Source organism: Metabacillus sp. YM-086, from assembly GCF_048059995.1.
GTDB classification, from domain to species: Bacteria; Bacillota; Bacilli; order Bacillales; family Bacillaceae; genus Metabacillus; species Metabacillus litoralis_B.
This window is the reverse complement of record NZ_JBLUOI010000002.1, coordinates 1-26,650: the sequence shown is the minus strand read 5'-3', so window position 1 is coordinate 26,650 and position 26,650 is coordinate 1. Positions and strand designations below refer to the sequence as shown.

The following is a 26,650-nucleotide window of genomic DNA, read 5'->3' as shown; positions in this document are numbered from 1 at the left end:
GAATATCATGTTGTGAATAAGGTTGCAATAATATTCTGGTTATTAAAAAGCAACCGGAACACATCCGATCGCTTTTTAGTGAGATATAATCCATTCAGCTGCTTCATATAAAGAAGAAAAATGTTTATCCGCTAACCCCTCTTCATCTCCAATTAAAATTGTCTTTGCTCCTGCTTGCTTCCCAGCCATAATATCAACATCTCGGTCACCAATCATATAACTTTCTTTTAAAGAAACTTGATGCTTGTTCGCAAGTGTATGGAGCATCTCAGGTTCTGGCTTGCGACAAGCACAGCCGGCATGAGGCTTATGAGGACAATAAATAATATCATCAATTTTTCCACCGTACTCATTAATATCTTTCTTCATTTTTTCATGTACCCTTTTTAACATCGCTTCCTTCATATACCCCAATCCAACTCCACCCTGATTGGTTACAACAAAGACTAAGAAGTTTGCATCGTTTAACATTTTTATCCCTTCACCAACACCCTCAAGCAAATACATTTGCTCTGGTTTATTAACAAACTTTACACGTTTGGTTAGCACCTCATTGATTACACCATCTCGATCTAAAAATACAGCTTTGTTCAAAAATAACTCTCTCCTTTCATGTTTCATGATATATCTGTCCATATTAAGAATTAGATACTTACGATTATCAATTTAGGGGGAAAATCATGAAACCAATGCTTCCTACATTACACGCAGATATTCCAACTGGTTCAGATTGGATTTACGAAACGAAATATGATGGATTTCGCTCGATATTAACCATTACAAACACATCCATTGAGTTAATGAGTAGAAATGAAAAATCACTAAATGACAACTTTCCAGAAATTATAAATGAAGTTAAAAAACTACATAAAGCCTTCGAGCCATTTTTACCAATTACATTAGATGGAGAGCTCGTTTATCTTGAAACGCCCCATTTTTCAAACTTTGAATTACTTCAAATTAGAGGCAGGTTAAAAAACAAGGAAAAAATACTTCATGAGGCAGAGAAACATCCTTGTCGATTTCTAGCCTTTGATCTACTTGAATTAAAAGGTAATTCATTACAATCAAATACATTGAAGGAAAGAAAGTCTGAGTTGAAAAATCTTTTTAAGGCGTTAAACCTCGGTACTACTGTTGATACTAAAACTTCTAATCTTTTTCAGTATGTTCCCTGTACAACCGATTATTCAACCTTATGGCAAGAGATGAAGTTAGAAGATGGTGAAGGCATTATTGCGAAGCAGCATAAAGGTAAGTGGGAGGCAGGCGTTCGGACGAAGCAATGGCTAAAAATTAAGAATTATAAAAGAGCCTGCTTTTTTATTACTGGTTATGATAAAGAGAATGGTTACTTCCATGTTGGAGTTTATGCAAAAAATAACATTATTCAAGCAGGAGTGTTTTCTCATGGAATTTCCAGTCAAGAACGTGATGCACTTCTGCAAATTATCCGAGAAAACAAACAATCGGAAACTGCCAATTTTATTGAGATAAAACCAGCAATTGTGGTTGAATTACAGTTTTTATCTCTATATAAAAATCAGCTAAGAGAACCATCTTTTTTTACATTTCGATTTGATTATCATGTGGAAGATTGTACATGGGATATGCTTTTACTTAAAACTGCACCTATTCATCAAGAAATTTCCATCACACATCCAGACAAACCTTTATGGGAAACGGTTGACTTAAAAAAGGAGACATTTTTAAGTTATTTAGTTCAAATTTCTCCCTATATGCTACCATTTTTACAAAATCGATTGTTAACTGTAATCCGTTTTCCACATGGAATGTTTGGCGAAGCCTTTTATCAAAAAAATTGCCCTGACTATGCACCTGACTTTATACAAACAAAAAAACATGAGGATATTGATTATATTATTTGTAATAATTTATCGACATTAATTTGGTTGGGGAATCAATTAGCATTTGAATATCATATACCATTTCAAACAATCGACACTAGTAACCCAACTGAAATCGTATTTGATCTAGATCCTCCTTCTAAAGAATACTTCCACTTAGCTATTAAAGCTGCATTAGAAATGAAAAAGATTTTTGACCAATTTCAGTTAACTACCTTTCCAAAATTATCAGGTAATAAAGGATTACAAATCCATATACCGATTTCCAAAAATTCTCTTACTTATGAAGAAACAAGAATATTCACAGGTTTTATTGCTGAATTTTTGGTAACAAGTTTTCCTGATGATTTTACGATTGAACGAATGAAGAAAAATCGTGGGAACCGGTTGTATGTGGATTACATTCAACACGCCGAAGGTAAAACAATTATTGCTCCATATTCTCTTCGCGGTAAAAAAGAAGGTGCCTATATCGCTGCACCTCTATATTGGGAGGAAATTACTCCACAACTTTCTGTTGAGCAATTTACAATAGAACATGTATTAAACAGAGTAAAGAACTCAGGTTGTCCGTTTAAAAAATATGGAGAATCTCCACAAGACGATATGCTACGTTCATTAATCGATCAAATATTGAGCTAAGCGCTTCTGATCTTATAAAAAAGGACGAATGGGATTTTCACCCCATTTGTCCTCTATTTTTTATCTTTCACAATATCAATGATTTGTTCGAGCATAATCACCATATCCTCTTTTTCAAATTTAGAAGGGTTTGGTGGCGCCGGAAGTTGCTCTTTATTATCTTGTGAGCTTTCGATTTCTTCCTGTCTATCTTCCTGAATGAGTTTATCTTCAAGTAAATAAGCTGGAATTAACTGACCGTCTGGAGTTACATATTTTTTATTCATTCTTCTAGTTTCCCTATCAAATAAACTATACACAATAGGAATAATAAACAATGTTAGGAAAGTACTTGAGATAAGCCCACCTATTACCGTTATTCCCATTGGCCTATTAATTTCAGTTCCTTCACCTAAGCCAAGAGCTAGTGGAATAAGTCCGAGAATAGTTGTAAGAGCAGTCATTAAAATAGGACGTATTCTTACTTTTACAGATTCCACAAGTGCATCATATGTTTTAAATCCTTCCGCTTTTTTCTGATTAATGTAATCAACAATAACAATTGCATTGTTAACAACAATACCAGCTAAAACGATAAGACCAATAACAACTGTTAAACTAATTGGAGAGTTTGAAGCTACTAACGAAACAGCAACTCCAATCAACATTAAAGGAACGGTAAACATGATAACAAACGGATATTTAAAAGATTCAAATTGTGCAGCCATGACAATGTAGATAAAGACGATCGCAAGAACAAACGCTAATATCATGTCATCCATTGAAGATTCTAAGAGTTCTCGATCACCACCAAATTCAATTTCCGTTTCTTCCGGCAAATCAAGCTTCTCTATTTCTTCATCAACTACAGCAGAAATATCACCTAAATTTGTTGTATTTTCGTACCGTAACGTATATTGTACTGCTAGTTGCTTATCGATTCTCTGAATAGAAACTGGGCCTTCTCCCACTTCAATTGTTGTCACATCACCTAGATTAACAAAACTATTATTCGGTTTTTTAATAAGCAATTGTTTTAATGCATCAATATTCTCACGAACAGAATCTTCATAACGCACATTTACAGTATAAATCTCATTGTTTTCTTGATTCGTCATTTGAATTGCATCTGTTCCTCTTGTTACATCATTAACAACCATACCTATCTGAGCAGGTGTTAATCCATTTTCAAGTGCCTTTTCACGATTTACCTTAATCTGAATTTCTTCTACAGTTTCAGTCAAATCATTACTTAATTCAGCTACTTCTTCAATATCAAGTAACGCCTCATCTATCTTGGCAATTGATTCTTTTAAGCGAGCTTCATTTGTATCTTTAACATGAAAGCTTAGCGTATTAGGTGTTGAACCTGTTGAAGATTGAGTGTTAAAAGAAAGCTCAGCTGTGTTATTTACCTGACTAGCAGCTTGCTCTAACGACTTCTTTACATCATCAATAAAATCAAATGTAGATATTTCCCTATTCTGTAGTTCTTTTAATTTTACATAGATTTCAGCTATATTGGTACTACCAGATCCTCTAAAAGATTCTTCCTGTGTTGAGCCAACTAAGCTTACATATAAATCAACAGCTTCCTCTTCTTCTAGTTCTTTTTCTATTGAATCAACTACTTCGCTTGTTGCCGACAAAGCAGTTCCGTTTTCAAGCTCAACATCAATGGTGAAAAAACCTTCATCAGTATTTGGCAGAAAAACAGCTCCTACCCTTGTGAATCCATATAAACTTCCAGCAAAGACCATTAACGTTAAAACCAAAACTAAGGCACGATTTCGGAGTGCCCACCTAATAGCTCCGTCTAAAGAATGCATAAATGAAGACTCTCTTCGAACCTTTTCCATATTTTCGCGAGGCTTTTTTAATAATTGACTGGCGAGCATTGGAACAATTGTTAATGCAACAAATAATGATGCAAATAAGCTAAATGCAATGGTTAACGCAAATTCTGTAAAAAGATCCCCAATGATTCCTGTAATAAAGACTACGGGTAAAAACACAGCAACCGTTGTTAGCGTTGATGCAATAATGGCAGGTCCCATCTCTTTTGCCCCTTGATAAGCCGCTTCTTTTGGATTCTTTCCCATTGATAGGTGTCGATAGATATTTTCTATTACAACAATTGCATTATCAACAAGCATACCAATACCTAATGCTAGACCACCTAAGGTCATGATATTTAGGGTAAAATTTGAAAAATACATTAACACAAACGTTACGATAACGGAATATGGAATGGCTACCCCTATAATTAAGGGACTTTTTACGCTTTTAAGGAAAATAAATAAAATCAGCATGGCAAGAAGTCCACCAATTAGTAGAGTATTCACCATGTTTCCGATAGCCTGATCAACATAATCTCCTTGGTCAAAAATGATATTTGCCTCAATAGATTCATACTCTTCCTCTGATAGCATTTCATCTAATTTTTCTTGAAACGCATCTGAAACAGCAGCCGTGTTAGCATCTGATTGTTGCAGGACACTTACTAATAAAGACGGTTCTTGATTTGCACGGGTAATTGTGTTTGATTTTTGTGGTGTAATAGCAACAGCTGCCACATCATTTATCGTAATATTATCTCCATTTGCTTGGTCCTTTTTTACAACTAGACCTTTTAATACATCAACAGAATCAATACTACTAATAACCCTAGTTGTTAGCTGTTTGCCTTCTGTGACAACAGGATCTCCAGGTGTTGTTACTGAGTTTGCTCTAATCACATCCACAATTTCAGATTGACTAAGTGCATATTTTTCTAACTTTTCTTGATTAATTACAACACTAACCTCATCTGTCGTTATACCTGAGAGGTTTACACTTGCTACACCTTCTGTTTTGGTTAATTCCTGCTCTAATTGTTGAGCAAGCTCTTGTAGCTGATCAGCATTTTCACTTGATGTTAACGAAAGTTGAATAATTGGAAACTGCGATGGATCGAACTTTAAGAAGCGTGGATCACCAGCATCATCAGGAAGCGGTGCATCCTCCATTTTCGTCCTAATTTCATCCTGAACATCATCAATATGTGTTGTCCAAGAAAATTGCATAATGACTAAACTTGCATTCTCCTGTGAGGTGGAGGTGATTGTGTCCACTCCTTGTACTGTTGAAAGTGCTTCTTCTAATGGCTTTGATACCTTTTCAACCACCTCATTTGGGCCAGCACCTTGATAATTGGTCACGACTACTCCAATGGGAGGATTGATTTCAGGTATCAACTTCAATGGAATATTTATAACAGAAACAGCACCAAGTATTAAAACAAGAATCATTGTCACAATAGTGAACACAGGTCTTCTTATTGAAAAAGAACTTATTTTCATTCTTTACCCCTCTCTATAAAAGTCAGTATTATGTAATATCTAACTCAATATAAATTCTTACATTTGCTATTTCAAGTTTTAACATGTTTTGAGACAAGCATTCTTATCGTAACATTTAATTATTAGGATACGTGACTACTTTTACCAGAGCAAATATGCAGCTTAGTCAATTATAATTAAGCAATAAAAAGGAGTGACCTGTATAAGTCACCCCTCAGAAAACGTTTACAAAACTGATTAACATTTTGTCTATCTAAATAGCAAGTGTTGGCTATGAACTCCAGCCTTTTTTAATAACGCTTTCAATTGTTCCTGTTCTTCATCCGTAAGACCTGAAAATGCACGCGCAATCCGTATAGCATGTATAGGATAGATTTCTTCTAAATAGTTTTGCCCTTTGTCAGTTAGTTTCGCGTAAATAGAACGTTTATCCTTAGGATCCTGTTCTCGATAAATAAACTCGTTTTTTTCAAGCTTATCTATAACATACGTAACATTTCCACTAACAAGTAACAATCTTGAACCAATTTGCTGTAATTTTTGCGGCCCCTTTGTAAACAATAATTCCAAAACAGCAAATTCTGTTGGATTAAACCCGTGCTCTTTACTATCTCGGATAGAATGCTCGGAAATACTTTTAAAAGCTCTTGCAAATACACGAAATAAATCTAATGCATTCTGTAATTCTTCTTCAGTAAATGATCTCATTCCATCGCCCTCTTGTTCAAAATTAACCATAGATAAACTATTCAATTTTAAATACTTTTTTATTTTACTATTAATCATTGAATATTTGAAGGTATTAAAGGAGAAAAAGAAGAAAAGATGTATCTTGAGGTGACTTATGAATAAAAAAATACTAGAAACATTAAAGAAAATAGAAAAAGAGCAAAATATTACAATTTTATATGCCTGCGAATCTGGAAGCAGAGCATGGAATATGAATACATCTTTTAGTGATTTTGATGTTCGATTTATTTATAAACGAGAAATGAACTGGTACTTACAGCTGATAGAAGGAAAGAATACCTTTGAGTATTCTACAAAAGATAACGAGGAATATGTTGGGTGGGATATAAAAAAAGCTCTGCAACTACTTTTGAAATCTAATCCAACATTGCTAGAGTGGATTTATTCTCCGATCATCTATCATAATCACCCTTCTTTTAGAAAAGAAATAAGAAAACTATCCAAACTTTCTTTTTCCCCAGTTTCCGTTCTACATCACTATTTAAGCATGGCTAAAAGAAATCATCATTCTTTATTTGAAACGAATAAATCAAAAACAAAACTATATTTAAATGTAATAAAACCGATTGCATGCTGTATGTGGATTGTTAATCATCATGAGTTTCCGGAAATAGGGAAGGAATGGATCTTCGAGGAATGTTCAAAGGATCGTAGTGTACGGACTGAAATCAACAGATTAATCGATTGTAAAAAAAATGATCAACATGATTTTCATTCGGAAATTCTTGATGACTATATTCATTCCTCCCTAGAGAGTCTTGATCAAGTAAAAAAAGAATTCCAAACACTTAAGACCATATTACACGACCCATTTAATGAATTTTTTGTAACGCTCATACAAGAAAAATAAGCATTTATATGTATAGAGAGCTCTTGATCTATTAAGTGGAGCTCTCATCCCCTATCATCCCGCAGAATTCCCTTTTTTCTTTACATTCGGAACATTATGATAGAAATAATTATATTCATTTTTAAGTTCGGTTAGCGTCATCTTATTCATAACCTGACCATTATAAACACCAATTGCAAGTAGTTTTTGAGAGTAATAATTTCTTTGTTCCTCAAGTGCAGTTTGTAACATTTTGCTCATAGCACTCATCTCCATATTTAATAATTTTACATTTCTTACTTTACCTCAAAAATATTATGTGACGATTAATATAATGTTAAGATTTTCTTTCGAGTTATTAAGATTGTATTAATTTGATTAAATTCTTAAAAATTTGTCGAGAATAGTTTCAACACTTTAAGGAGTTGAAACTTGTGAAAATAAAGGTTATAGCAAAAAAGGCAGATCATTTGAGAACAACAGTTTTCTACCTTAACCAAGATGAACCGAAGGCTCAGCAATTATACATGGCAATCTTAAAAAACGAGAAAATTGATATTCTAACAATTTACAATTCTGAAACAAATCAGTATGAAGAGGTAACTTCAATATTTCCACTCACCTTTTTAAGCCTTCTTTCCCAACAAATCCTTATGCAGCTCAATAATGTGTTTCCTCACGGTTCCTATAAAGAATTCATAGGTTGAATATTTAATTTCTAATGAAACAGACAATACTCAGTATATTCTAACGATTTATAAATCCCTTGCGTTTATCCTATTTTATCCTCATCTAAAAGAAGATTCAGTTTCACTGTAAGTATTCCTAACACCTTTTTTATAACTCTATATTTTTATGTCAGATTTTCTAACAAAACAAAAGCCATTCCTTACATAACAGGATATACTTGTAAAAAGAATGTTTTAAGGGGTGGAGCAATGAATCACCAAGACCGCTCATACAAGGATAAAAAGGTAATCTCAATTGGGACTGTCAGTGAGTTGACTGGATTAACGTTGAGACAAATTAGATATTATGAAGAAAGAAAACTAATTGCTCCATATCGGAATGAACGAGGAACTAGAAAATATTCATTCTCTGATATTGAGACACTAATGGACATTGCAGATAAACGAGAGGACGGTGTACAAACAACTGAAATTTTAAAAGAAATGAGATTAAAAGAAAGACAACGTGAAAGTGAAGCTGATGTTAGAAAAAAAATGCTACAAGGTCAGTTGAATGCACAATTTAGGTTTGGGCGTGGCAGGAATTAATCATTATCGCTGCAGTGAGCACATCATCTATTGCTGCAGCGATAAATTTTAGCGCCCCTGAATAAACAAGCCAGCTGATATTTCCCCTATTCTCCTATTCCACTTTGGTTAACCCCACTTTTTCCGTTATTTTCAAAAAATTATACATAAAATAGCGTATTTCCCTATTTACAATTGGAAGAAATAACCGATAATAGATTTAATAGGACTTTTCACCACCTATATATGTAAATTGCGAGGTGTTCAGTGTGAAATCACTAGATGCAGTAATAGAAGAATACCGAAAAAGAATGTTTTCAATCGCCAAAGAAGATGGAATTAGTGCACAACGAACATTGGTTGCCAGTCAAAACTTAGATGAAATATTAAATATTGAAATGAATAAAAATAATCCTTTACCTGTTAATAAGAAAAAATAAATTTAGCTTTCTGTAAAATACACCATTTCATAAGGTTTTGGTGTATTTTTTTCTATTATTGACACAATGATAAATACATGAGGAAGTGATACTATGGATCAGAAAATTATTTGGCTTAGTAAAGGTAAACCATCTACACTTGAACATAAAGGAAAAGAATTTCGTTCAGGGATATGTAAAAGTCAAGTTGAAACACTAGAGGTTAAATCAAGCCATATTGTAGACGATGATGTAGCTAACCACGAGTACCACGGAGGGGCTGAACGTGTCATTTGTGTTTATCCCTTCGAACATTATGAAATTTGGGAGAACCTTTACAAACAACCATTACCAAAGGCCGCTTTTGGAGAAAACCTAACCGTTTCAGGAATGAAAGAAACAGATGTATGTATAGGTGATATTTATCAAATTGGTGAAGCTGTAGTTCAAGTTTCACAAGGACGATTTCCTTGTTCAACGATTAACAAGTATACAAATATCAACACATTATTAAATAAGATCGTTGAACATGGTTACACGGGCTATTTCTTTCGTGTTTTAGAGGAAGGACAAATCTCGTCAAATTCAAGCATTAAACGGTTAAAAAAACATCCTAAAGAGATTTCAGTTGCAGCCATTCATAATACATTTTTCCATCATAAAGATGATCTACCTCAAGTTGAAAAGATCTTATCTCTTAGTGAACTGTCTGAAGAATGGCATGTCCGTATGAAGAAGCTCCGTCGACAATTGATGAAAAAATAAAGGTACTTCAACTCCTCTTATTATTCAAAAAATTCTGTTGACTACATGGATAATTATGTTATGATTATAACTGATTTTAATTAAATTACCAATTTCTACTAGGGGAGTCCATTAGCTTGGACTGAGAGAGGAACGCGTTTGAAGTTCTTTGACCCTTCGAACCTGATCTGGATGATACCAGCGTAGGGAAGTAGCGACATTTGTAAAGGGATAAGCGCGCATCTTTTTACATTTTACCTACACCTATTGAACGGGTTCTGAACTTCAGAACCCGTTTTTATTTTTGCCTTCCGCTGATGTTTCAATCGATCACTTTCATTTTCAAGGAGGAGAAAGTATGAAGATTACAATTAAACAGCCATTTCCCGGAAGTAAAAAAGTTTATGTTCAAGGCAGTAATTCTGACATTCAAGTTCCTGTAAGAGAAATTACTCAGAGTGTAACGAAGAATACATATGGCGAAGAAGTGAATCCACCTGTTCGAGTTTATGATACGAGTGGACCATACACTGATATAAGTGCTGAAATTGATATTCGAAAGGGATTACCAAGAGCGAGAGAAAAATGGATCCTTGATCGTAATGATGTTAAGCGATACGAAGGACGAGAAATTAAGCCCGAAGATAATGGATATAAAGCTTCTAGTAAACATTCAAACTTAGAGATTTTTCCCTCTAATCAAATTCATCCATTGGTGGCAAAAGACGGTAAACGCGTAACACAGCTTTATTATGCTAGAAATGGGATTATAACACCCGAAATGGAGTATATTGCTATTCGAGAGCAGATGGACCCCGAATATGTACGTGAAGAAGTTGCATCAGGCCGGGCTATTATTCCAGCTAATATTAATCATCCCGAAACAGAACCAATGATTATAGGGAAAAACTTTCACGTTAAGATTAATGCTAATATCGGAAATTCTGCTGTTTCCTCTTCTATCGAAGAAGAAGTTGAAAAAATGACATGGGCAACTAGATGGGGAGCAGACACGATCATGGACCTTTCAACAGGGAAAAATATTCATACAACCCGTGAATGGATTATCCGAAATTCTCCTGTTCCTGTTGGTACTGTCCCTATTTATCAAGCACTGGAAAAAGTGAATGGAATTGCTGAAGATTTAACATGGGAAGTTTATCGTGACACGCTTATTGAACAGGCAGAACAGGGGGTAGATTATTTTACTATACATGCTGGAGTTCTTCTTAGATATATCCCGTTAACAGCTAAGCGGACCACTGGAATTGTATCTAGAGGTGGCTCCATTTTAGCGCAATGGTGTTTAGCTCATCACAAAGAAAATTTCTTATATACTCACTTCCATGATATCTGTGAAATTCTATCAAAATATGATATTTCCATTTCTTTAGGTGATGGATTAAGACCAGGCTCTATCGCCGATGCAAATGATGAAGCTCAATTTGCTGAGCTGGAGACTCTTGGTGAATTAACAGAGATCGCATGGAATTACGATGTTCAAGTGATGATTGAAGGCCCTGGTCATGTTCCAATGCATCTTATAAAAGAGAATGTTGAAAAGCAGCAGGAGATTTGTAAAGAAGCTCCATTTTACACGTTAGGTCCTTTAACTACTGATATTGCTCCAGGCTATGATCACATAACTTCTGCTATAGGTGCTGCGATGATTGGTTGGTTCGGAACAGCCATGCTTTGCTATGTAACACCAAAGGAGCATTTAGGTTTACCAAATAAAGAAGATGTTCGAGAAGGTGTAATTGCCTACAAAATTGCAGCACATGCTGCAGATTTAGCAAAAGGTCATCCTGGTGCTCAAAACAGAGATGATGCTCTTTCAAAGGCACGCTTCGAATTTAGGTGGCATGATCAGTTTAATCTTTCCTTAGATCCGGAAAGAGCAAGAGAATACCATGATGAAACTTTACCTGCTGAAGGGGCAAAAACAGCTCACTTTTGTTCAATGTGCGGACCAAAATTTTGCTCTATGAGAATATCACATGACATTAGAGAATTGGGTAATGACTCAAGTAAACCTATGCATGAGTTGTTAACTGAAGGAATGAAAGAAAAGTCAAAAGAATTTATTGACGGTGGTTCAAAGATTTATAGATAAGCAAATAAAGAGGTGGGCAATCCCGCCTCTTTATTCTCTTATGCCATTATAGTCAATTAATTTAGTTGCCATGTCCGTATATGACATTCTCGCTAGCGGATCTTCTCCTACAATCCCATATGTTCTTCCTTCGAATCGGTGATCGTGTTTTGGACGTTCTCCCTCTCCATACAGCACACCACCATATTCTATATCGATCGGCTCGTCATAATTATAATAAGTTCGATCTTCAAATAAGTGATAATGACCTCCACCCGGTAATGGTATAGCAGGGCCTGTTTCACCATAAAATCGATGATAATGTTTATTTTTAAAAGACGTAATTCCTCTATATAAATGGCGGTGGCGATCAAAACTATTTCCATTTACTCCTCTTGTAAATCCGTCTATTATGTGAAAATGTTCCCGATATATTGTTGTGAAAGCTGAAAATCGATGAGCATGGTGTGGCTTATCCGCTCCAATTAATATCATAAAATCCCTCCGTCAAGCTACTTACTTTTTCATATGAAAGTTAACAGCTGATGGAAAGTTGTCTTTATCTTTATTCAGGATGACCTTCCTGATCATGTATAATGCCTACATTCTTCATATCCACTGATACCTTTACTTTAAATTGAACATTAGGATATATTTCATCCCATTTCTCTACTTTATTAGATTCCTTTCCTGTTTTGGTTGCACGGTACCTTAGTCCAAAACCAAGTGGATCCACTTCTTCCTTTTGAAGCTTTTTTAGCAGGCTGTTAATTTGTTCTTCAACCTCAATTTTAACTGCTTTTTCATACTCATTAGCCTTAGCTTCATCTAAAGTTTCAAAAGCTTCTTCAACAATACCACTTAGTTGTACGTCATAAGAAATAACCGGTCGATTACTTTTTTCACTTTTTAGATCAAAGCTTGCCTTAATTTTATCTGTTGAAAAAAGAAAATAGGGTTTCCCCTCTTTTTCTACTTTAATATCGAACTTCGAAGACCTATTTCTTAACATGCTAAAATATTTTGTTTCTTCTGCAGACAAAATTAAGACCTGTTTCATATCTGAAATAAGGCTTGTATTGTTAATTGAGAAAGCTTCTTCTTCTGTTTTGATAATTGGTAAAAAAGGATCAATCCCTCTTTCTGTTTGTCTTCTCCTAAAATCAAATATATAGACAGACGTAACATATGGTGTTTCTGTTCCAACATTTCCAAAACTTAAAAATAATGCATTCGATGGAACTCGCTCACCAGAAGGTTTTGCTTCAAGAACTGATAGAGCAGTTGGACTTCCAACTGCTGTCCAGGCAATTGCTTGGATATCACGTCTACGATAAAACCAATCTAATATATTAGTTAAGTCATCTTCAACAACCTTTTCACCCAATACAATCATTTTTGTATGACTAAAATCTAACTCTTTTTCTACTTTTGACTTAATAATTCTTACCGCCTCTGAAATCGTTTCAGCAGACTCGGTCATCATTCGTGATTCATTACTTCCTGTTTTTGTTTCACTAGTTGGAACCGCTACCTTTAATGTAATATCATACATATTCTCTTTATCATCAGATTTGTCCACTCCTATTGAAACAACAAAAAAGCGACGGTCAATATCTTTATATCCACATCCTCCTAAGAATAGGAACGCAGCAGCAACTATTAAGATTTTGGTTTTCATTTTGAGAGCTTTTCCTTTCTTTTGGATAAAAGTTTCAAAAGGACCAAGCCCGCAATCTGAGCAGGCAACAAGAGCATCATCCATACTTTTGCAATTTCTCCAACTGTTTTTTCCTCAAAAAAAAGCTGAACAACCAAAGCTAACACAGTAAAAACTCCAATAAGCACAAAAGGCTTCATATCAATTTTTTTAAACTTAAAAGATGGAAAAGCAGCCTTTAACAGCTCTAATCCTACATGCCAATGGAGTATTACACTAGCTAATGAAACATTGATATATAAACCAAGGAAAAGAAAACTAATTCGTTCAATAAAGCCTAATTCTATTCTTATCGCTTCAGTGGTTGCAATCCAAGGAAAAGTAAAGGATTCTGCTCCATCAAATCCATTCAGACCAATAGGAATTATAAAAGTGGTAATTAAAGTAAAAAAACCTAATATAGCAATAGCCCATAAATATTTCACTCTAACATCTTTATATAATCGATTAAAGATAACTAGATTTGTATAACCTGTGTAAACAAATGTAGCGGTTGAAATGGATTCAAAACTCGGGATTTTTTGGAAGTGCGTTACAGCAATTCGTACTGAATCCCACATTAAATCATGATTGAAATATGACTTGAATATGATAAAAGCAATAAATGGCAGATTAAGTAATAAAATAATTTCAGTTGCATATAAAACTTTTTTTGATGGTAATGTTGCTCCAAATACAATGACGATTAAAAAAGCAAGCATAATCAGGAGCTCATCCATGTCGGGATTAATATATTGCTTTGAAATATTTGTAAAAGCAACTAACGTAACTAATCCTGCTACGTACCATAATACACCTTGTATAACCAGAAAAAATAAGCGAAACCATTTAGGTGCAAATTTATCAAGTATTTCTGGTAATCCCATATATGGAAATTTGCTCATATATTTTGTGAAAAGAAAGATGATAAAAATCCCAATTGGTAAAGATAGAACCATTGCTAATACTGAACCATTACTTCGATTTTCAATTAATACCATTGGAACATAGGCTACAATATTTGTTAACATGTTAAGAATTAACATGACATAGATAAACCGCTTTGACATAATCATCTTCCTAGCTTTGTAGTGGAATTTGCATAAAAAATATTCTGTTTTTTATTTTTTCATGTTTTCTTTTAAAAAAACTCCTAAGTAAGGCTGACCAAAGCTATTCAAACTAACTAAATAATAAATTAGTCCTATTAAAGCCACGATCATCCCAATTAGTCCAGTAAATGTTGCCATCGCCAAGAAAAAATATTTGGCCACCCTCATCGCAAAACCCATTTCATTTATAGGGATCACGAAATTAGAAATAGCAACTGCTGACACAATAATAATCATTATATTGCTTACAAGCCCCGCCTCTGTAGCTGCTTGTCCCAGAATAAGACCCCCTACTGTTGTGGCTGTTGGTCCAATCGCTTTAGGCAACCTGATACTCGCTTCAGTCAATAACTCCATCATTATTAACATAAATAACACTTCAATATAAGCAGGATATGGAACAGCTGCTCTACTGCCTGCAATTGATAAAGCGAGCTGAACCCTAAACAACTCTGGATTAAATGCTGTAATTCCCACATATATTGCAGGAAGTAAAAGAGCAACTGCAAGTCCAAAATATCTTAAAAAAAGGAGAAATCTTGAAATCCCCTTTGCTTGATACAAATCATCCATTGAACTCATAAAATCATAAAAAACTGATGGCAAAATGAGTGCAAATCTAGTTCCTTCCATTAAAACGATTACCTTACCTTTTGATAAATTATATGCGATTCGATCAGGTCGTTCAGATATAACAACGGTCGGGAATAATATTGATTTCTTCCCGCTTATTAATCTGGAAAGTTGACCAGCTGACTGGACAACATCCTTATCGATGTTTTTCAGTTTTTCTTTAAACTCCTTTAATACATCCCAATTAACCTCTTTATTATCGTAGATAATATTTATAATTAGTTGTGTTTTTTTACCAACCTTATCATCTTCTATTACTAATGTTGGTTGATGGTAGCGATGACGAAGGATATTTAAATTTGTTTCCAAATCTTCACTAAACCCTGTTTGAGGCCCTTGAATAGTTGTTTCAATCGTTGTTTCAGGAATGTTTTTGTTTACAAACTCTTTTATTTCCATCGTTAACAACATCTCTTCAATCGAGATAATCATCGAACCACGTATTAATAAATCAACAGGATTATCATCTTGTTTGAACTCTCTCATCCCTGATAATGATAATAAGTAATCTTTGTAACTTCTCATATCTTCTACTTCAAAAAAAGGCGTTAAAATATCATCATGGATCTTTTTTTTATTACAAATGCTGCTAATATAATAAAATTCGCATTTTTTCTCTTTTGCATCCAATTGCTGAACCACCAAGTCTGAAGAGCCATTAAGCTCGTTCTTGATAGTAGATACTACCTGATCCTTTTGACTATTCATAACAAAGTTCCCCTCATTGATGCTTCGTGTTTTCTATAGCTTTTGCCCTTAGATGGAAAATCATACATATAGAGTGAATACCTGTAGTTTTTTTCTCTTTTATGTATAGTTATGGAAATTGTTCTAATACTACCATCATCTACTATTTTTGGAGGGAATTTTCATGAAAAAGGTAATGGTTTTATTTATTGCATGGTTTTGTTTAACACAGCAAACCGCACTTGCTGCACCACCTCAGGAAGATATTGATCAGATATTAACTGAATTAGGCTGGACGCAACAGGATTTAGTAGATTATCTTGACTATTATGAATTAAGTTTAGATGACTTTGAAACAGCAGAAGATCTTCGCTCTATGTTAGGTACTCCGATTACGGATGAAAATCTGGCTGAATTATTAGCTTCTTATGAAATAACCAGACAAGAAATGGATGTTGTTTTAGCAGAGTTTGGTGAAACTCTTGATGATTATTATTTCATTGAAGATCTGGATGTTGCCTTAAGTTTTTATTTAGATCATGATGGAGAAATGGCAGAAATTGAAGAATTTTTGGCTTTAATCGGTTTGACTGATGAAGAGGTAGATTCGTTATTTAATCATTTCATGGGGCTTGATGAAGAACAGTTAGAGCAAAAAATGGAAGGCATAATAACAAGGCTTGATCCGTATTTAATGATGGATGATATGACAGTTTTAACTGATGCACAACAGAATGAATTAGTTTCAATTCTTCAAGATATGATGAATGTTTTACAATTAGATGCACGTTTTTATTTAGATGATAACAATGGAGTTCGAACAGAGGTTACATTTAAAGAACTAATGAATATGGAAGAGCTATATGGAAATACATTAGCAATAGAGTTATATAACACAAATGGAGACATGCTTTTAGATATGAGTTTATCTGAAGATATGTTAAGCTCTGAATTCTTTATTGAATCTGGAATTGAACTTGCTGAAGTGGGAGATATGGCCGGAGAGCTAACTAACCTTCTACACAATCGATTACCGGATACAGCTTCTTCATTATGGATGAATATGCTTCTAGGATTATTAGCTATTGGTGTAGGAATAACAGGATTTTTCTTAACAAAAAGATTTCAACAGGTTAAGTAATGGTTACTAGGATTGTCTCTTATCTTTCTATAGGGCTCATCTTAGTTGGAATCACCGTTTTTATCTATCAGACCTATTGGATTACAATTGGATTTCAATCGATAAACGAACAAGAGGTAGAAGCATCCTATTCTCCACCTCAACAAGGTAAAACAATAAAAACTGTAAATCCTGCCCCTCCTGAAGAAGGTACAAAAATAGGACTATTAACTATTCCTAAGCTCGATAGAACACTGCCTATTTTTCAGGGAACAAGTGAAGAAATTTTAAAAAAGGGTGTTGGTCATATCTCATCAACACCCTTACCTGGCGAGGATAGTAACTCAGTCTTATCAGCACATCGCGATACCTTTTTTCGTCAACTTGATTCTTTAGTCGTTGGGGATAAACTAATCGTGAATCGTTCAGATTTGTCTTTTATGTACAAAATTAAAAAGATTAGAATTGTCAATAAAAACGATAAAACGGTCATTGTTCCGAAACCAAAAAGTACGTTAACACTTACAACCTGCTATCCTTTCACCTATATCGGACCAGCACCACAACGATACATTATTGAAGCCGAATTAATTACCAAGCCAAAAATCGAACAATAAAATAGTAAAAAAGCTGACGGAAGAAATACTAACGGGTTCTGTTTTGAAGTACAAAATACGCATTAGATTGCTTTTCGTATAGTTATTCGCACTAGGATTTTAAAAGCAATTTGGCAAGTAAATCAGCAAAGAAAAATGCTTGGAGATGCTCCAAGCATTTTTTATACAAGATTAGTACCCGATTAAGCAATTTATAAAACTTCAAGAATCGCCAGGAAATAAGCTACTAAAATAAGCGGAGAAATTCCTCTTAATGAGGAAATAGCAACAAAAATATGTTAAATAGACGGAAAGATTCCGCCTATTTAATCGAAAAAGATGAAAATAGAACATTTTACTTTGCTTAACCGGAAAAATTCCTCTTATATCCCCTAAACGGAGTTCCATTCTACAGTCTAACCGGAAAAACTCCGCTTATTTCAACTATCTGCTACTCAATTCAAGAAGGTCTGCTTTATTTATACCGTCAGCTTTTTATTGTCATATACCGTTGTGGTGAATGTTATTAACCACCTATAGAGTTTCTTATTTTCCAAACGATGAAAGAAATTTTACTCGATCACCCATTGGTGGAATATTTTGATCAACAAGTTGAATTTCCAATACAGAAGGGCCCTTTTCAGACTGTAGCTGTAGAATGAGTTCTGGTGTTAAATCTTCCATTCGTTGAACACATGCACTGGATATACCCATTGATTCTGCTACTGTAGCAATACTCACTGCTTTTTGTTCGAAGCGTGAATGCGAACGTTGATATTGTAAATTATGTCCATGATAAACCATCCCAAGACGTGCATTATTCATCACAATAAAAAGGATAGGTAGCTCATATTCCTTTGCTGTTAATATTTCCATGCCATGCATAAAGAAACAACCGTCACCTGTTATGCAGACAACATCTCTTTCGGGTTCAGCTAATTTACTTCCTATTGCTGTTCCTATTCCAGTACCCATGGCACCGAAATGGACATTAATATCAAATGTATCAGGCTCTTTTACCTTCATGTAATGAATAACATATGACATGAATTCACCAATGTCAATTGTATATCGAGTAGACTCTGGTAAACTTCTTTGTAGAGCTACTAACACATTTTGAGAGTTAAACTCATTTAAATGATGTTCAAGTTCGAAAAACTCTTCTTTCTTGAAATAAACATGTTGATCATTAACATGCTTTTTCACCTCTTCAATGATTGCACGTAATGTTAACTTACAATCCCCTACTATAGGTATATTAACTTGGTATTTGCGATCAAAAACAGTTGAATCAAAATCAATTTGGATAACTTCTCTATTTTTTGTTAAATTAACATTCCAATTATTTGTGGCAGTTTCACCTAAGCTTGAACCAGCAATGAGAAGAGTATTCCCTTTGCTTTCGTTAACAATTTCAGAAGCCTTCTCATGACCAGCAAAACCAAATACTCCTTTAAACAGCGGATGACTGTCTTCCATTAAACCTTTTGCTTGCGGAGAACAAATAATAGACATATTTAGTAGCTCTGCTAATTCAATTACTTCATCAACAGCTTGTCTTGCTCCTTGTCCGACAAAAATAATTCCATCTTGATGGTGTAGTAACCTTTCGGCAGTTTTTTCTACAATCTCTTGTTGAGGAACAACCTTTTTCATGACTGGGAATCCAGGAATTTCAATATTTTCATCAACCATTTCAAGCTGAATATCTATTGGGATCGCAACATGAACTGGCCCCGGAACACCTGACATGGCAATATTCACCGCTTCTTCAACAATGTCCATAAGTTCATCAGAACGGTTTACAGTGGCACTAAACTTCGTAACCGGTTCAAATACTGGTTGTGCATTTAGCTCTTGCGAAGCATTAAGTCCAAAAGTATTTACAGGAACAGCACCTGTTATAAACAAAACGGGTAAATGCTCTCGCATTGCATTCGCTGCACCTGTAACTAAGTTTGTACCACCTGGTCCACTACATCCTATACAAACACTTAAACTCTGAGAATATTTTGCATAAGAAGCAGCCATATATGAAGCAGCACCTTCATGCTTTGTAACAATAGGAGTTATCTCTGGGAGATCATACAGCTCATCAAAAAACGCATTCACAGAACCTGCTGGAATTCCAAATATATATTTCACTCCGCCATTTTGTAAATAATTAAGCACAGCTCGAATTGCCTTCATTTTATCCTCCTGACTATTAAATAGTAAAAACTAATTTAAGTACTTTTCAAAAAAATCATCTGCTTTTATAGGTGGTGAAAAATAGAAACCTTGCACAAGGTGACAATTACTTGATGAGAGAAAATCAATTTGATCTTTGGTTTCCACACCTTCAGCAATAACATGTAAGTTTAAATTGTGCGCTAATGTAATAATTGTATTGGTTATTGCTGCATTTTTTGAATCGTGACAAACATCATTAATAAAAGATCGATCAATTTTTAACGTATTGATTGGAAAGTTCCTTAAATATCCTAATGATGAGTATCCTGTTCCAAAATCATCAATTGAAATCTTAATTCCTAATTTTTTAAGTTCAGACATCTTAGATAGAGTTTCCTCAGTATTTTGGATAATCAAGTTTTCGGTTAATTCGAGCTCTAGATAGCTAGGATCAAGTTGTGTTTCTGCTAAGATATTTTTAACCATAGTGACAAAGTCTTTTTTATTAAATTGCTGAGCCGATACATTAACAGATATTGTGAAATGTTTAAATCCTTTATCTTGCCATTCCTTAAGTTGTTTACATGATTGTTTAAGTACCCATTCACCTATTTGCACGATAAGCCCTGTTTCTTCGGCAAGTGGAATAAACTGTCCTGGTGGAATCATTCCTTTTGAACTGTGGTTCCATCTAAGAAGTGCTTCCACTCCAATAATTTTCTTATGCTTATAATCAAATTGTGGTTGATATACGACAAGAAATTCATTAAGATCCAACGCTCGGTATAAAGACGTTTCCAGTTTCACATTATCCATTGTCCGCTTGTCCATTGCCGAAGTGTAAAATTGATAATCATTTCCTGAAAGTTCCTTCACTTTGTACATGGCTGTATCAGCTTTTTTAATTAAGTCATCAGCTTTCTCACCGTCTTGAGGAAACAAGCTAATGCCGATACTCGCCTTAACAAAAATCTCATTTCCATTAAGATCAAAAGGTTCCTCAAAAGCAGAGATAATATTTTCCGCGAATTCCCTTATCGCGAATTCATTTCGTGCTACAGGTAAAATAATAGTAAATTCATCTCCACCTTGACGTGAAACCGTGCAGCCATTGTAAGCACATTCTTTTAATCTTTTTGCTACCATTCTTAATAATAAATCACCATAGCTATGGCCAAGCATATCATTAACGGTTTTAAATCGGTCTAAATCCAAAAACAGCACCGCTAGTTTTTCTTTGTGCAACTGTGCATATACTAATCCTTGATCAAGTCGATCTTTTAATAACAGTCGATTAGGAAGATTTGTTAAACTGTCATAATAAGCATGATAGTTTATTTTCTCTTCCATTTGTTTTCGATACGTAATGTCTTTAAATGTTACAACGTAACCAACTAGCTGTTTTTCTTCTTTAATTGGCGTTGAGGAATATTCAACCGGACAATTTGATCCATCTTTACGAATAAATATTGCATCTGTATAGGTTGTTACACCGTTACCTTTATTTCCCGGCTTTTGTAGATTTTGATCACTATTATTAAAAAAGATTTTATACGGCTTACCGATTAATTCCTTTTCACGATAACCTAATATTGATTCGGAAGCTGGATTACAAAAAGAGATGTTACCTTCAATGTTAACACCAACAATTCCATCTCCTGCCGAATTTAGAATTAATTCCTTTTCGCGACTTAAACGTTGTAATTCTCCAACAACAGCCTCAAGCTCCGTATTTTTTTCTGTTAACTCATAGGTTCTCTTCTTTATGATAAGTTCCTGTTTCTCCATATAAATGATATGTGATAAAACAGACGCAGTCGCTTCTACAATAGACTGTGCTAACTGAATTTCAGCTTGTGTGTAAACACGTTCTTTTTGTCCTAGATTTACAATAGCTAGTAAACCCAATATTTCACCCATTGTTACAATTGGCAGCATAAGAATACCTTTAATACCAAATGAACGGCACGCATCATGATTAGGACGTGGGTCGCGATAAACATCAGGGATTAACACAGCCTTTTTCGTTTTTATAACCTCTTGAAAAAGTTTATCTGTTGAATGATCGATGTTTATAACATTATGAGTTTTCATCCAAGCTTCTTCTGTCCAATCACTTTCTTTACTAAGACTCGCTGGCTTAATTTGTTTTTCTGCAACAGGATCTAATAAATGAGCCCCAATATTTTTATTTTTCAACACTTTTCCTACATATGAAAAACATTTATCCAATACTTCATTTAAAGTAGAACAAAGAGACAGTTCCTTTGTAACATCAATAAGAAGTTGTTTTTCTGAAATAAGATTTTCCTTTTTAGATAGATTGTTCGCATTTCTTATGGCAACTGCAGCCATATTTACATAAGCTTCTACTGCCTGAATCTCAGTATCTTTAAGGTTCATATAAACTCCATAGTTAAATAGAAACACAAGACCGTATACTTCATCTTCATAATTAATAGGCAGTGCTAATAGAGAAGTTATTTTAAATGCTTCGACCGCTCTACGGTCAGGCCTAGAATCCTTTGACGTATCAGGAATATAAATACTTTCCTTTGTTTCAAGGACCTCATTTGCAAGGAGGTCTTTCTTAGGATCAATTACATGCATATCCAATGTGGCACCATTAATATACTCAGGCTTACCAACATAACCCCGATATGTTCCATCTTCTTGAGGGAGGTATATTCCAACTGAATCACACCGGAAGATTTCCTCAGATATAGCTGTTACAACATGCCCTAACACTTCATGCAATTCTAGTTTTGTATTAATTAATTTTGTAATATGTGCGAGACGTGAGTATCTCGTGTGTTCTTCAATCATCAATATCCCCCCAATGACAAACAACCTATGTATTTTGACAGCATTCTAGTTTATATAAAAAGATCTTCTAAAAATCGGCAAACTTCAGTTCTAATATTAAGCATATTATATTAGAACCAATAATAAAAAGGTCATAAGCACCAAATTTCCACAACTAAATAGTTCAATAGTCATAGTATAAAAGGAATAAATATCCATAATGATTAGTCTATTATGTTAATTGAAAAAGCAATCTCCTTTTTTCTTTTCACAAGAAAGAACAAATTCCAAAGAATTAGCTTTGCAAAAAAATAAACCACGTTAAATAACGTGGTTTAACCATAACAAAGCATCCGTGTGTATCCTATGAAAAAGCTTGGTCAATTGCATTATCCAAATTGGGCTGTGTATTTCCAACATATCTTTTTGTCACATTAACGTCTTTATGACCTGCTAATTTTGCAACAATATGAAGATTAATTCCTTTATTAATTAGCTTCTGACAAAATGTATGACGAAGCTTATGGGGATTAACATCATATTTTTGTAACATATATTGCACAGCTCTAGTAGAGAGCCGCTTATTCACACTTGATACAAAAATGGCATCTTTTTTAATTGTTAAAGAATCAATATAATTCTCCAGATGATAGCTTACATCTGTTGTTAATGGAATAAAACGATCAATCTCACCATCATGATCTTTAATTAATAATTTCTTTTTTCCATCAACCTCTTGGATATCATCAAAATTTAAAGCACATAGTTCAGATATACGAATGCCCGTATATAATAATGTATAAACAATCGCTATATTGCGAAGATTACCATCTGCTTTCACTTCAAGTAATAGTTTTTTCTCTTCACTTTCTTCCAGAGATTCAGGAATGCTTGTATCCTTAATCTTCTCTTTACGCTTGATATCCAAAACAATTTCAGACTTGTCTATAAAACGAACAAAAACACTAATAGCTGCTAAATATTTTTCAATTGTTCCTGCCGTTTTTTGCTGATTTTCAAGTTCATCCATATATAACTGAACATCATTCTTAGAGACCGAATTTAGTGATTTACCTTTTGATGATAACCAAGCCTCGAATTTTTCTAGTACACCAATATAGGTTTTGATTGTACCATCAGCTTTTCCTAGTTGTTTTTGCCAAACACTAAATTCCTCAATAATATTCTTCTCAGTGTTCATATTGAATCACCGTCCTAATTTTTAGAATATTTGATTCTTATCTATTATATAACAGAAATTCAGTTACCTCAACTTCTCTGCAACATTTTTTCCTTTAATTAAGAAAACAGCCTAGTTTTTTTACAATTAACAAATAAACAACCAAATTATTGGCATAATATGAATACTATTTACATAGGAGGACATAAGATGGCCACGGATCAATTATCCCTATTCGCACTTGGTGGTGTGAATGAAATCGGGAAAAACATGTATGTGATTCAATATGCCGATGAAATCATTGTAGTCGATTGCGGAGGCAAATTTCCAGATGAAAATTTATTAGGAATTGATCTAATCATTCCTGACCTAACCTACTTAGAGGAAAACAAGGAAAAAATAAAGGCGCTAGTTGTAACACACGGCCATGAAGACCATATTGGTGGTATTCCCTACTTTCTCAAGAAATTGAATGTCCCTATATATGGAACACGTTTTACACTTGGTCTCATTGAATTAAAGCTAATGGAACATAATCTAGTAAGAGATACTGAATTGATTCAAATAGATTCTGAATCTACTGTAGAATTTAATAAAATTACCTTAAGCTTCTTTAAAACTAATCACAGTATTCCAGATTGTTTGGGAATTGTTTTTCACACACCTGAAGGAGTTGTGGTACATACTGGAGACTTTAAATTCGATTTAACTCCTGTAAATGATCAACATTCAGATATCCACAAAATGGCTGAAATTGGTAGAAAGGGTGTTCTAGCTCTTTTATCAGAAAGTACTAATGCAGAACGCTCTGGTTTAACTCCATCAGAACAAATGGTTGGCGAGCATATGGAGGAAGCTTTTATTAAGGCCACAAGAAAAGTCATTGTCTCCACCTTCGCTTCAAATGTTAATCGTGTTCAACAAGTCGTTGATGCTGCAATCAAAACCAATAGAAAGCTTGCACTTCTAGGTAGAAGTATGGTGAATGTAGTTGATGTAGCTATTGAACGAGGCTATTTAACCATCCCTGATGGTATGTTAATTGAACCTAGTCAAATTAATGAGCTTGCACCGGAAAAGGTTGCTATTTTATGTACTGGTAGTCAAGGAGAACCACTGGCTGCACTTGCTCGGCTATCCACTTCAAATTACCGTGATGCAGAAATACTTGCAGGTGATACTGTCATATTAGCTGCTTCTCCAATACCTGGTAATGAACGGAATGTGTCGAAGATTATTGACAACTTGTTTACTCTAGGGGCTAAAGTTATTTACGGTTCAGGAAGTTCAACAGGCATGCATGTTTCAGGTCATGGATATCAGGAAGACCTAAAGCTTATGCTTACATTAATGATGCCAAAATATTTTATACCAATACATGGTGAATATAGAATGTTACATCAACACCGTTTATTAGCTGAATCTGTTGGAGTAGAAAAAGATCATACCTTTATCGTAAACCTAGGTGATGTAGTAGACATTGTAAACCAAGAAGCCCGTCAAACTAGAAAAGTACCTGCTGGTAACACATTTGTAGACGGAATTGGCGTGGGAGACATAGGTGATATTGTTTTAAGAGATCGAAAACAATTATCTGAGGACGGGATGCTTGTTATTGTGATTACCCTAAGTAAAGCTGATAAAAAAATCATTTCTGGTCCAGACACGATTTCAAGAGGGTTTGTTTATGCACGTAATTCAGAAGATCTCTTAAAAGATGTAAACCGCCAAGTAGAACGAATCATAAAAGACCTTCAAAAAGCAAAAGTTCACCAATGGAACGTCATGAAACAAAACATAAAAAAAACAATTGGTCAGCACTTATATAAGCAAACAAAAAGAAAGCCGATGATACTTCCTATCATTATAGAAGTATAAAGGTCGAAAAGTGGTGGTGCCTGTGGTCAAACCCCCAATAAATAGACAAAAAACAAAACGACAAAATTGGAAAATAAACGAAATGTAATTGTCCTTTGAATTTTAAACTGAGATTTATCTAATACTTGACATGGAGCCTCTGTGGGCATGATTCTGCCACCAAAAAGCCAGCCATTTAGTTAATGGTTGGCATACCAAACAAGGCTATAATGCCCACCACTCCATATCAAGTTGCTGCTTTGAAGTTTGATAGGCAAAGCCTTTGCTTCTTAGTTTGGATATAATCCTTATAATATTCACTTGGGGAAACAAAACCAGTTCTTGTATGAATTCGTTCCTCGTTGTAATACTGTACATATTTTTTAAAGTTTGTATCACTTGTTTTTATGTTATTTGTTGGATAAAAACATGGAAACTCAGATTTTAGTTGGGAAAAAAAGCTCTCTATTACCGCATTGTCCCAACAATTTGCTTTACGTGACATACTCGGGGTAAAGTGTAGATTCTTGCTTAATTCATTGTAGCTAATGGATCTATAGACACTTCCTTGATCACTATGAATGACTACACCTTTTAAATCTTTCAGATTTCTATTTTTCATCGCCGTTTTTACAGTAGCTTCAATTAATTCAGTGTTTGGACTTGTGCTAATCTCAAAAGCAATAATTTCACTGTTAAATAAGTCTAGAATAGCTGAGATACATCTTTTGTGTGGTCCAATCCATACCTCAGTCATATCTGTTACCCATTTTTGATTAGGGTGATCTGCTTTGAAATTTCTTTTTAAAATATTTTCATATACAAAACCAGCCGCTTGAACTTTAGACTCTTTGGTTGTTTTTGGC

The 26,650-nt window shown here is 34.4% G+C and carries 22 protein-coding genes and 1 riboswitch; of the genes, 10 read left to right on the top strand and 12 right to left on the bottom strand.

The window, feature by feature from the left end; genetic code table 11:
* Positions 1-75: 75 nt before the first annotated feature.
* The gene (locus ACEWK1_RS01050; protein ID WP_232273534.1) at positions 76-594 is read right to left on the bottom strand and encodes a D-glycero-alpha-D-manno-heptose-1,7-bisphosphate 7-phosphatase; all 519 of its coding nucleotides are present in this window, start codon (positions 592-594) and stop codon (positions 76-78) included.
* Positions 595-680: 86 nt separating this feature from the next.
* Here ACEWK1_RS01050 and ACEWK1_RS01045 point away from each other — a divergent pair, with 86 nt between their 5' ends.
* Entirely contained in the window at positions 681-2,510 is a 1,830-nt protein-coding gene (locus tag ACEWK1_RS01045; RefSeq protein ID WP_212137415.1) for a DNA ligase D, read from the top strand.
* Positions 2,511-2,563: 53 nt separating this feature from the next.
* On the opposite strand, the gene ACEWK1_RS01040 is transcribed toward ACEWK1_RS01045, so the two are convergent.
* Together ACEWK1_RS01040 and ACEWK1_RS01035 are read right to left on the bottom strand one after the other, a co-directional pair.
* Positions 2,564-5,830 carry an efflux RND transporter permease subunit gene (locus ACEWK1_RS01040; RefSeq protein ID WP_212137413.1) on the bottom strand — a complete coding sequence of 1,089 codons (3,267 nt, stop codon included), beginning with the start codon at positions 5,828-5,830 and terminating at the stop codon, positions 2,564-2,566.
* A gap of 249 nt (positions 5,831-6,079) precedes the next feature.
* Entirely contained in the window at positions 6,080-6,538 is a 459-nt protein-coding gene (locus tag ACEWK1_RS01035) for a MarR family winged helix-turn-helix transcriptional regulator (protein WP_121661087.1), read from the bottom strand.
* Positions 6,539-6,674: 136 nt separating this feature from the next.
* Between ACEWK1_RS01035 and ACEWK1_RS01030 the strand changes: the two genes are divergently transcribed.
* Positions 6,675-7,430 carry a DNA polymerase beta superfamily protein gene (locus tag ACEWK1_RS01030; protein WP_212137411.1) on the top strand — a complete coding sequence of 252 codons (756 nt, stop codon included), beginning with the start codon at positions 6,675-6,677 and terminating at the stop codon, positions 7,428-7,430.
* Positions 7,431-7,484: 54 nt separating this feature from the next.
* Here the strand turns inward: ACEWK1_RS01030 and ACEWK1_RS01025 are convergent, their stop codons facing one another.
* A complete protein-coding gene (locus ACEWK1_RS01025; RefSeq protein ID WP_098797743.1) occupies positions 7,485-7,670 on the bottom strand; it encodes a Fur-regulated basic protein FbpA in 186 nt (61 codons plus the stop codon).
* A gap of 173 nt (positions 7,671-7,843) precedes the next feature.
* Here ACEWK1_RS01025 and ACEWK1_RS01020 point away from each other — a divergent pair, with 173 nt between their 5' ends.
* The 5 genes from ACEWK1_RS01020 to thiC all read left to right on the top strand — a co-directional run bounded on the left by ACEWK1_RS01020 (position 7,844) and on the right by thiC (position 11,944).
* Positions 7,844-8,116 carry a hypothetical protein gene (locus tag ACEWK1_RS01020; RefSeq protein WP_121661085.1) on the top strand — a complete coding sequence of 91 codons (273 nt, stop codon included), beginning with the start codon at positions 7,844-7,846 and terminating at the stop codon, positions 8,114-8,116.
* A gap of 231 nt (positions 8,117-8,347) precedes the next feature.
* Entirely contained in the window at positions 8,348-8,686 is a 339-nt protein-coding gene (locus ACEWK1_RS01015; protein ID WP_098797741.1) for a MerR family transcriptional regulator, read from the top strand.
* 248 nt (positions 8,687-8,934) lie between these two features.
* Positions 8,935-9,105 carry an aspartyl-phosphate phosphatase Spo0E family protein gene (locus ACEWK1_RS01010; RefSeq protein WP_121661084.1) on the top strand — a complete coding sequence of 57 codons (171 nt, stop codon included), beginning with the start codon at positions 8,935-8,937 and terminating at the stop codon, positions 9,103-9,105.
* Between the two features lie 93 nt (positions 9,106-9,198).
* Complete coding sequence (locus ACEWK1_RS01005) at positions 9,199-9,849, top strand: MOSC domain-containing protein (RefSeq protein WP_212137409.1); 651 nt, start codon at positions 9,199-9,201, stop codon at positions 9,847-9,849.
* Positions 9,850-9,939: 90 nt separating this feature from the next.
* A riboswitch (TPP riboswitch) is annotated at positions 9,940-10,055 on the top strand.
* A 131-nt stretch (positions 10,056-10,186) separates the two neighbouring features.
* Entirely contained in the window at positions 10,187-11,944 is a 1,758-nt protein-coding gene (gene thiC / locus ACEWK1_RS01000; protein ID WP_212137407.1) for a phosphomethylpyrimidine synthase ThiC, read from the top strand.
* A 30-nt stretch (positions 11,945-11,974) separates the two neighbouring features.
* On the opposite strand, the gene ACEWK1_RS00995 is transcribed toward thiC, so the two are convergent.
* The 4 genes from ACEWK1_RS00995 to ACEWK1_RS00980 form a co-directional block, all read right to left on the bottom strand.
* Positions 11,975-12,418, bottom strand: a complete 444-nt coding sequence (locus tag ACEWK1_RS00995; protein ID WP_232273535.1) for a YmaF family protein — start codon at positions 12,416-12,418, stop codon at positions 11,975-11,977.
* Positions 12,419-12,488: 70 nt separating this feature from the next.
* Entirely contained in the window at positions 12,489-13,604 is a 1,116-nt protein-coding gene (locus ACEWK1_RS00990) for a Ger(x)C family spore germination protein (RefSeq protein WP_212137404.1), read from the bottom strand.
* Complete coding sequence (locus tag ACEWK1_RS00985; protein WP_212137402.1) at positions 13,601-14,692, bottom strand: GerAB/ArcD/ProY family transporter; 1,092 nt, start codon at positions 14,690-14,692, stop codon at positions 13,601-13,603. The genes ACEWK1_RS00990 and ACEWK1_RS00985 overlap by 4 nt, the downstream gene beginning before the upstream one ends.
* 51 nt (positions 14,693-14,743) lie before the next feature.
* Entirely contained in the window at positions 14,744-16,075 is a 1,332-nt protein-coding gene (locus ACEWK1_RS00980) for a spore germination protein (protein WP_212137401.1), read from the bottom strand.
* A 163-nt stretch (positions 16,076-16,238) separates the two neighbouring features.
* On the opposite strand from ACEWK1_RS00980, the gene ACEWK1_RS00975 reads away from it, so the two are divergent.
* Positions 16,239-17,195 carry a processed acidic surface protein gene (locus tag ACEWK1_RS00975; RefSeq protein ID WP_212137398.1) on the top strand — a complete coding sequence of 319 codons (957 nt, stop codon included), beginning with the start codon at positions 16,239-16,241 and terminating at the stop codon, positions 17,193-17,195.
* Positions 17,195-17,791, top strand: a complete 597-nt coding sequence (locus tag ACEWK1_RS00970) for a class D sortase (protein WP_121661077.1) — start codon at positions 17,195-17,197, stop codon at positions 17,789-17,791. Before ACEWK1_RS00975 ends, ACEWK1_RS00970 begins: the two co-directional genes overlap by 1 nt.
* A 525-nt stretch (positions 17,792-18,316) precedes the next feature.
* Here ACEWK1_RS00970 and ACEWK1_RS00965 read toward each other — a convergent pair.
* The 3 genes from ACEWK1_RS00965 to ACEWK1_RS00955 all read right to left on the bottom strand — a co-directional run bounded on the left by ACEWK1_RS00965 (position 18,317) and on the right by ACEWK1_RS00955 (position 23,948).
* A complete protein-coding gene (locus ACEWK1_RS00965; RefSeq protein ID WP_247341211.1) occupies positions 18,317-19,960 on the bottom strand; it encodes a thiamine pyrophosphate-binding protein in 1,644 nt (547 codons plus the stop codon).
* A gap of 30 nt (positions 19,961-19,990) precedes the next feature.
* Entirely contained in the window at positions 19,991-22,768 is a 2,778-nt protein-coding gene (locus ACEWK1_RS00960) for an EAL domain-containing protein (protein WP_416635344.1), read from the bottom strand.
* Positions 22,769-23,111: 343 nt separating this feature from the next.
* Positions 23,112-23,948, bottom strand: coding sequence for a tyrosine-type recombinase/integrase (locus ACEWK1_RS00955; protein WP_121661074.1), 837 nt, complete (start codon positions 23,946-23,948; stop codon positions 23,112-23,114).
* Positions 23,949-24,137: 189 nt separating this feature from the next.
* Between ACEWK1_RS00955 and ACEWK1_RS00950 the strand changes: the two genes are divergently transcribed.
* Positions 24,138-25,805: a ribonuclease J gene (locus tag ACEWK1_RS00950; protein WP_212137396.1), complete on the top strand. Its 1,668-nt coding sequence runs from the start codon at positions 24,138-24,140 to the stop codon at positions 25,803-25,805.
* Positions 25,806-26,031: 226 nt separating this feature from the next.
* On the opposite strand, the gene ACEWK1_RS00945 is transcribed toward ACEWK1_RS00950, so the two are convergent.
* The coding region (locus tag ACEWK1_RS00945; RefSeq protein ID WP_416635341.1) for an IS3 family transposase at positions 26,032-26,650 on the bottom strand (619 nt) is incomplete at its 5' end.

What these genes read in the sequence shown, in the direction of transcription:
- ACEWK1_RS01025 (WP_098797743.1), bottom strand. Translation starts at nt 7,670, where the DNA reads ATGAGCAAAATGTTACAAACTGCACTTGAGGAACAAAGAAATTATTAC.
- ACEWK1_RS00990 (WP_212137404.1), bottom strand. Translation starts at nt 13,604, where the DNA reads ATGAAAACCAAAATCTTAATAGTTGCTGCTGCGTTCCTATTCTTAGGA.
- ACEWK1_RS00955 (WP_121661074.1), bottom strand. Translation starts at nt 23,948, where the DNA reads ATGAACACTGAGAAGAATATTATTGAGGAATTTAGTGTTTGGCAAAAA.
- ACEWK1_RS01040 (WP_212137413.1), bottom strand. Translation starts at nt 5,830, where the DNA reads ATGAAAATAAGTTCTTTTTCAATAAGAAGACCTGTGTTCACTATTGTG.
- ACEWK1_RS00960 (WP_416635344.1), bottom strand. Translation starts at nt 22,768, where the DNA reads ATGATTGAAGAACACACGAGATACTCACGTCTCGCACATATTACAAAA.
- ACEWK1_RS00970 (WP_121661077.1), top strand. Translation starts at nt 17,195, where the DNA reads ATGGTTACTAGGATTGTCTCTTATCTTTCTATAGGGCTCATCTTAGTT.
- ACEWK1_RS00995 (WP_232273535.1), bottom strand. Translation starts at nt 12,418, where the DNA reads ATGATATTAATTGGAGCGGATAAGCCACACCATGCTCATCGATTTTCA.
- ACEWK1_RS01035 (WP_121661087.1), bottom strand. Translation starts at nt 6,538, where the DNA reads ATGAGATCATTTACTGAAGAAGAATTACAGAATGCATTAGATTTATTT.
- ACEWK1_RS00985 (WP_212137402.1), bottom strand. Translation starts at nt 14,692, where the DNA reads ATGTCAAAGCGGTTTATCTATGTCATGTTAATTCTTAACATGTTAACA.
- ACEWK1_RS00980 (WP_212137401.1), bottom strand. Translation starts at nt 16,075, where the DNA reads ATGAATAGTCAAAAGGATCAGGTAGTATCTACTATCAAGAACGAGCTT.
- ACEWK1_RS00950 (WP_212137396.1), top strand. Translation starts at nt 24,138, where the DNA reads ATGGCCACGGATCAATTATCCCTATTCGCACTTGGTGGTGTGAATGAA.
- ACEWK1_RS01045 (WP_212137415.1), top strand. Translation starts at nt 681, where the DNA reads ATGAAACCAATGCTTCCTACATTACACGCAGATATTCCAACTGGTTCA.
- ACEWK1_RS01030 (WP_212137411.1), top strand. Translation starts at nt 6,675, where the DNA reads ATGAATAAAAAAATACTAGAAACATTAAAGAAAATAGAAAAAGAGCAA.
- ACEWK1_RS01005 (WP_212137409.1), top strand. Translation starts at nt 9,199, where the DNA reads ATGGATCAGAAAATTATTTGGCTTAGTAAAGGTAAACCATCTACACTT.
- ACEWK1_RS00965 (WP_247341211.1), bottom strand. Translation starts at nt 19,960, where the DNA reads ATGAAGGCAATTCGAGCTGTGCTTAATTATTTACAAAATGGCGGAGTG.
- ACEWK1_RS01015 (WP_098797741.1), top strand. Translation starts at nt 8,348, where the DNA reads ATGAATCACCAAGACCGCTCATACAAGGATAAAAAGGTAATCTCAATT.
- ACEWK1_RS00975 (WP_212137398.1), top strand. Translation starts at nt 16,239, where the DNA reads ATGAAAAAGGTAATGGTTTTATTTATTGCATGGTTTTGTTTAACACAG.
- thiC (WP_212137407.1), top strand. Translation starts at nt 10,187, where the DNA reads ATGAAGATTACAATTAAACAGCCATTTCCCGGAAGTAAAAAAGTTTAT.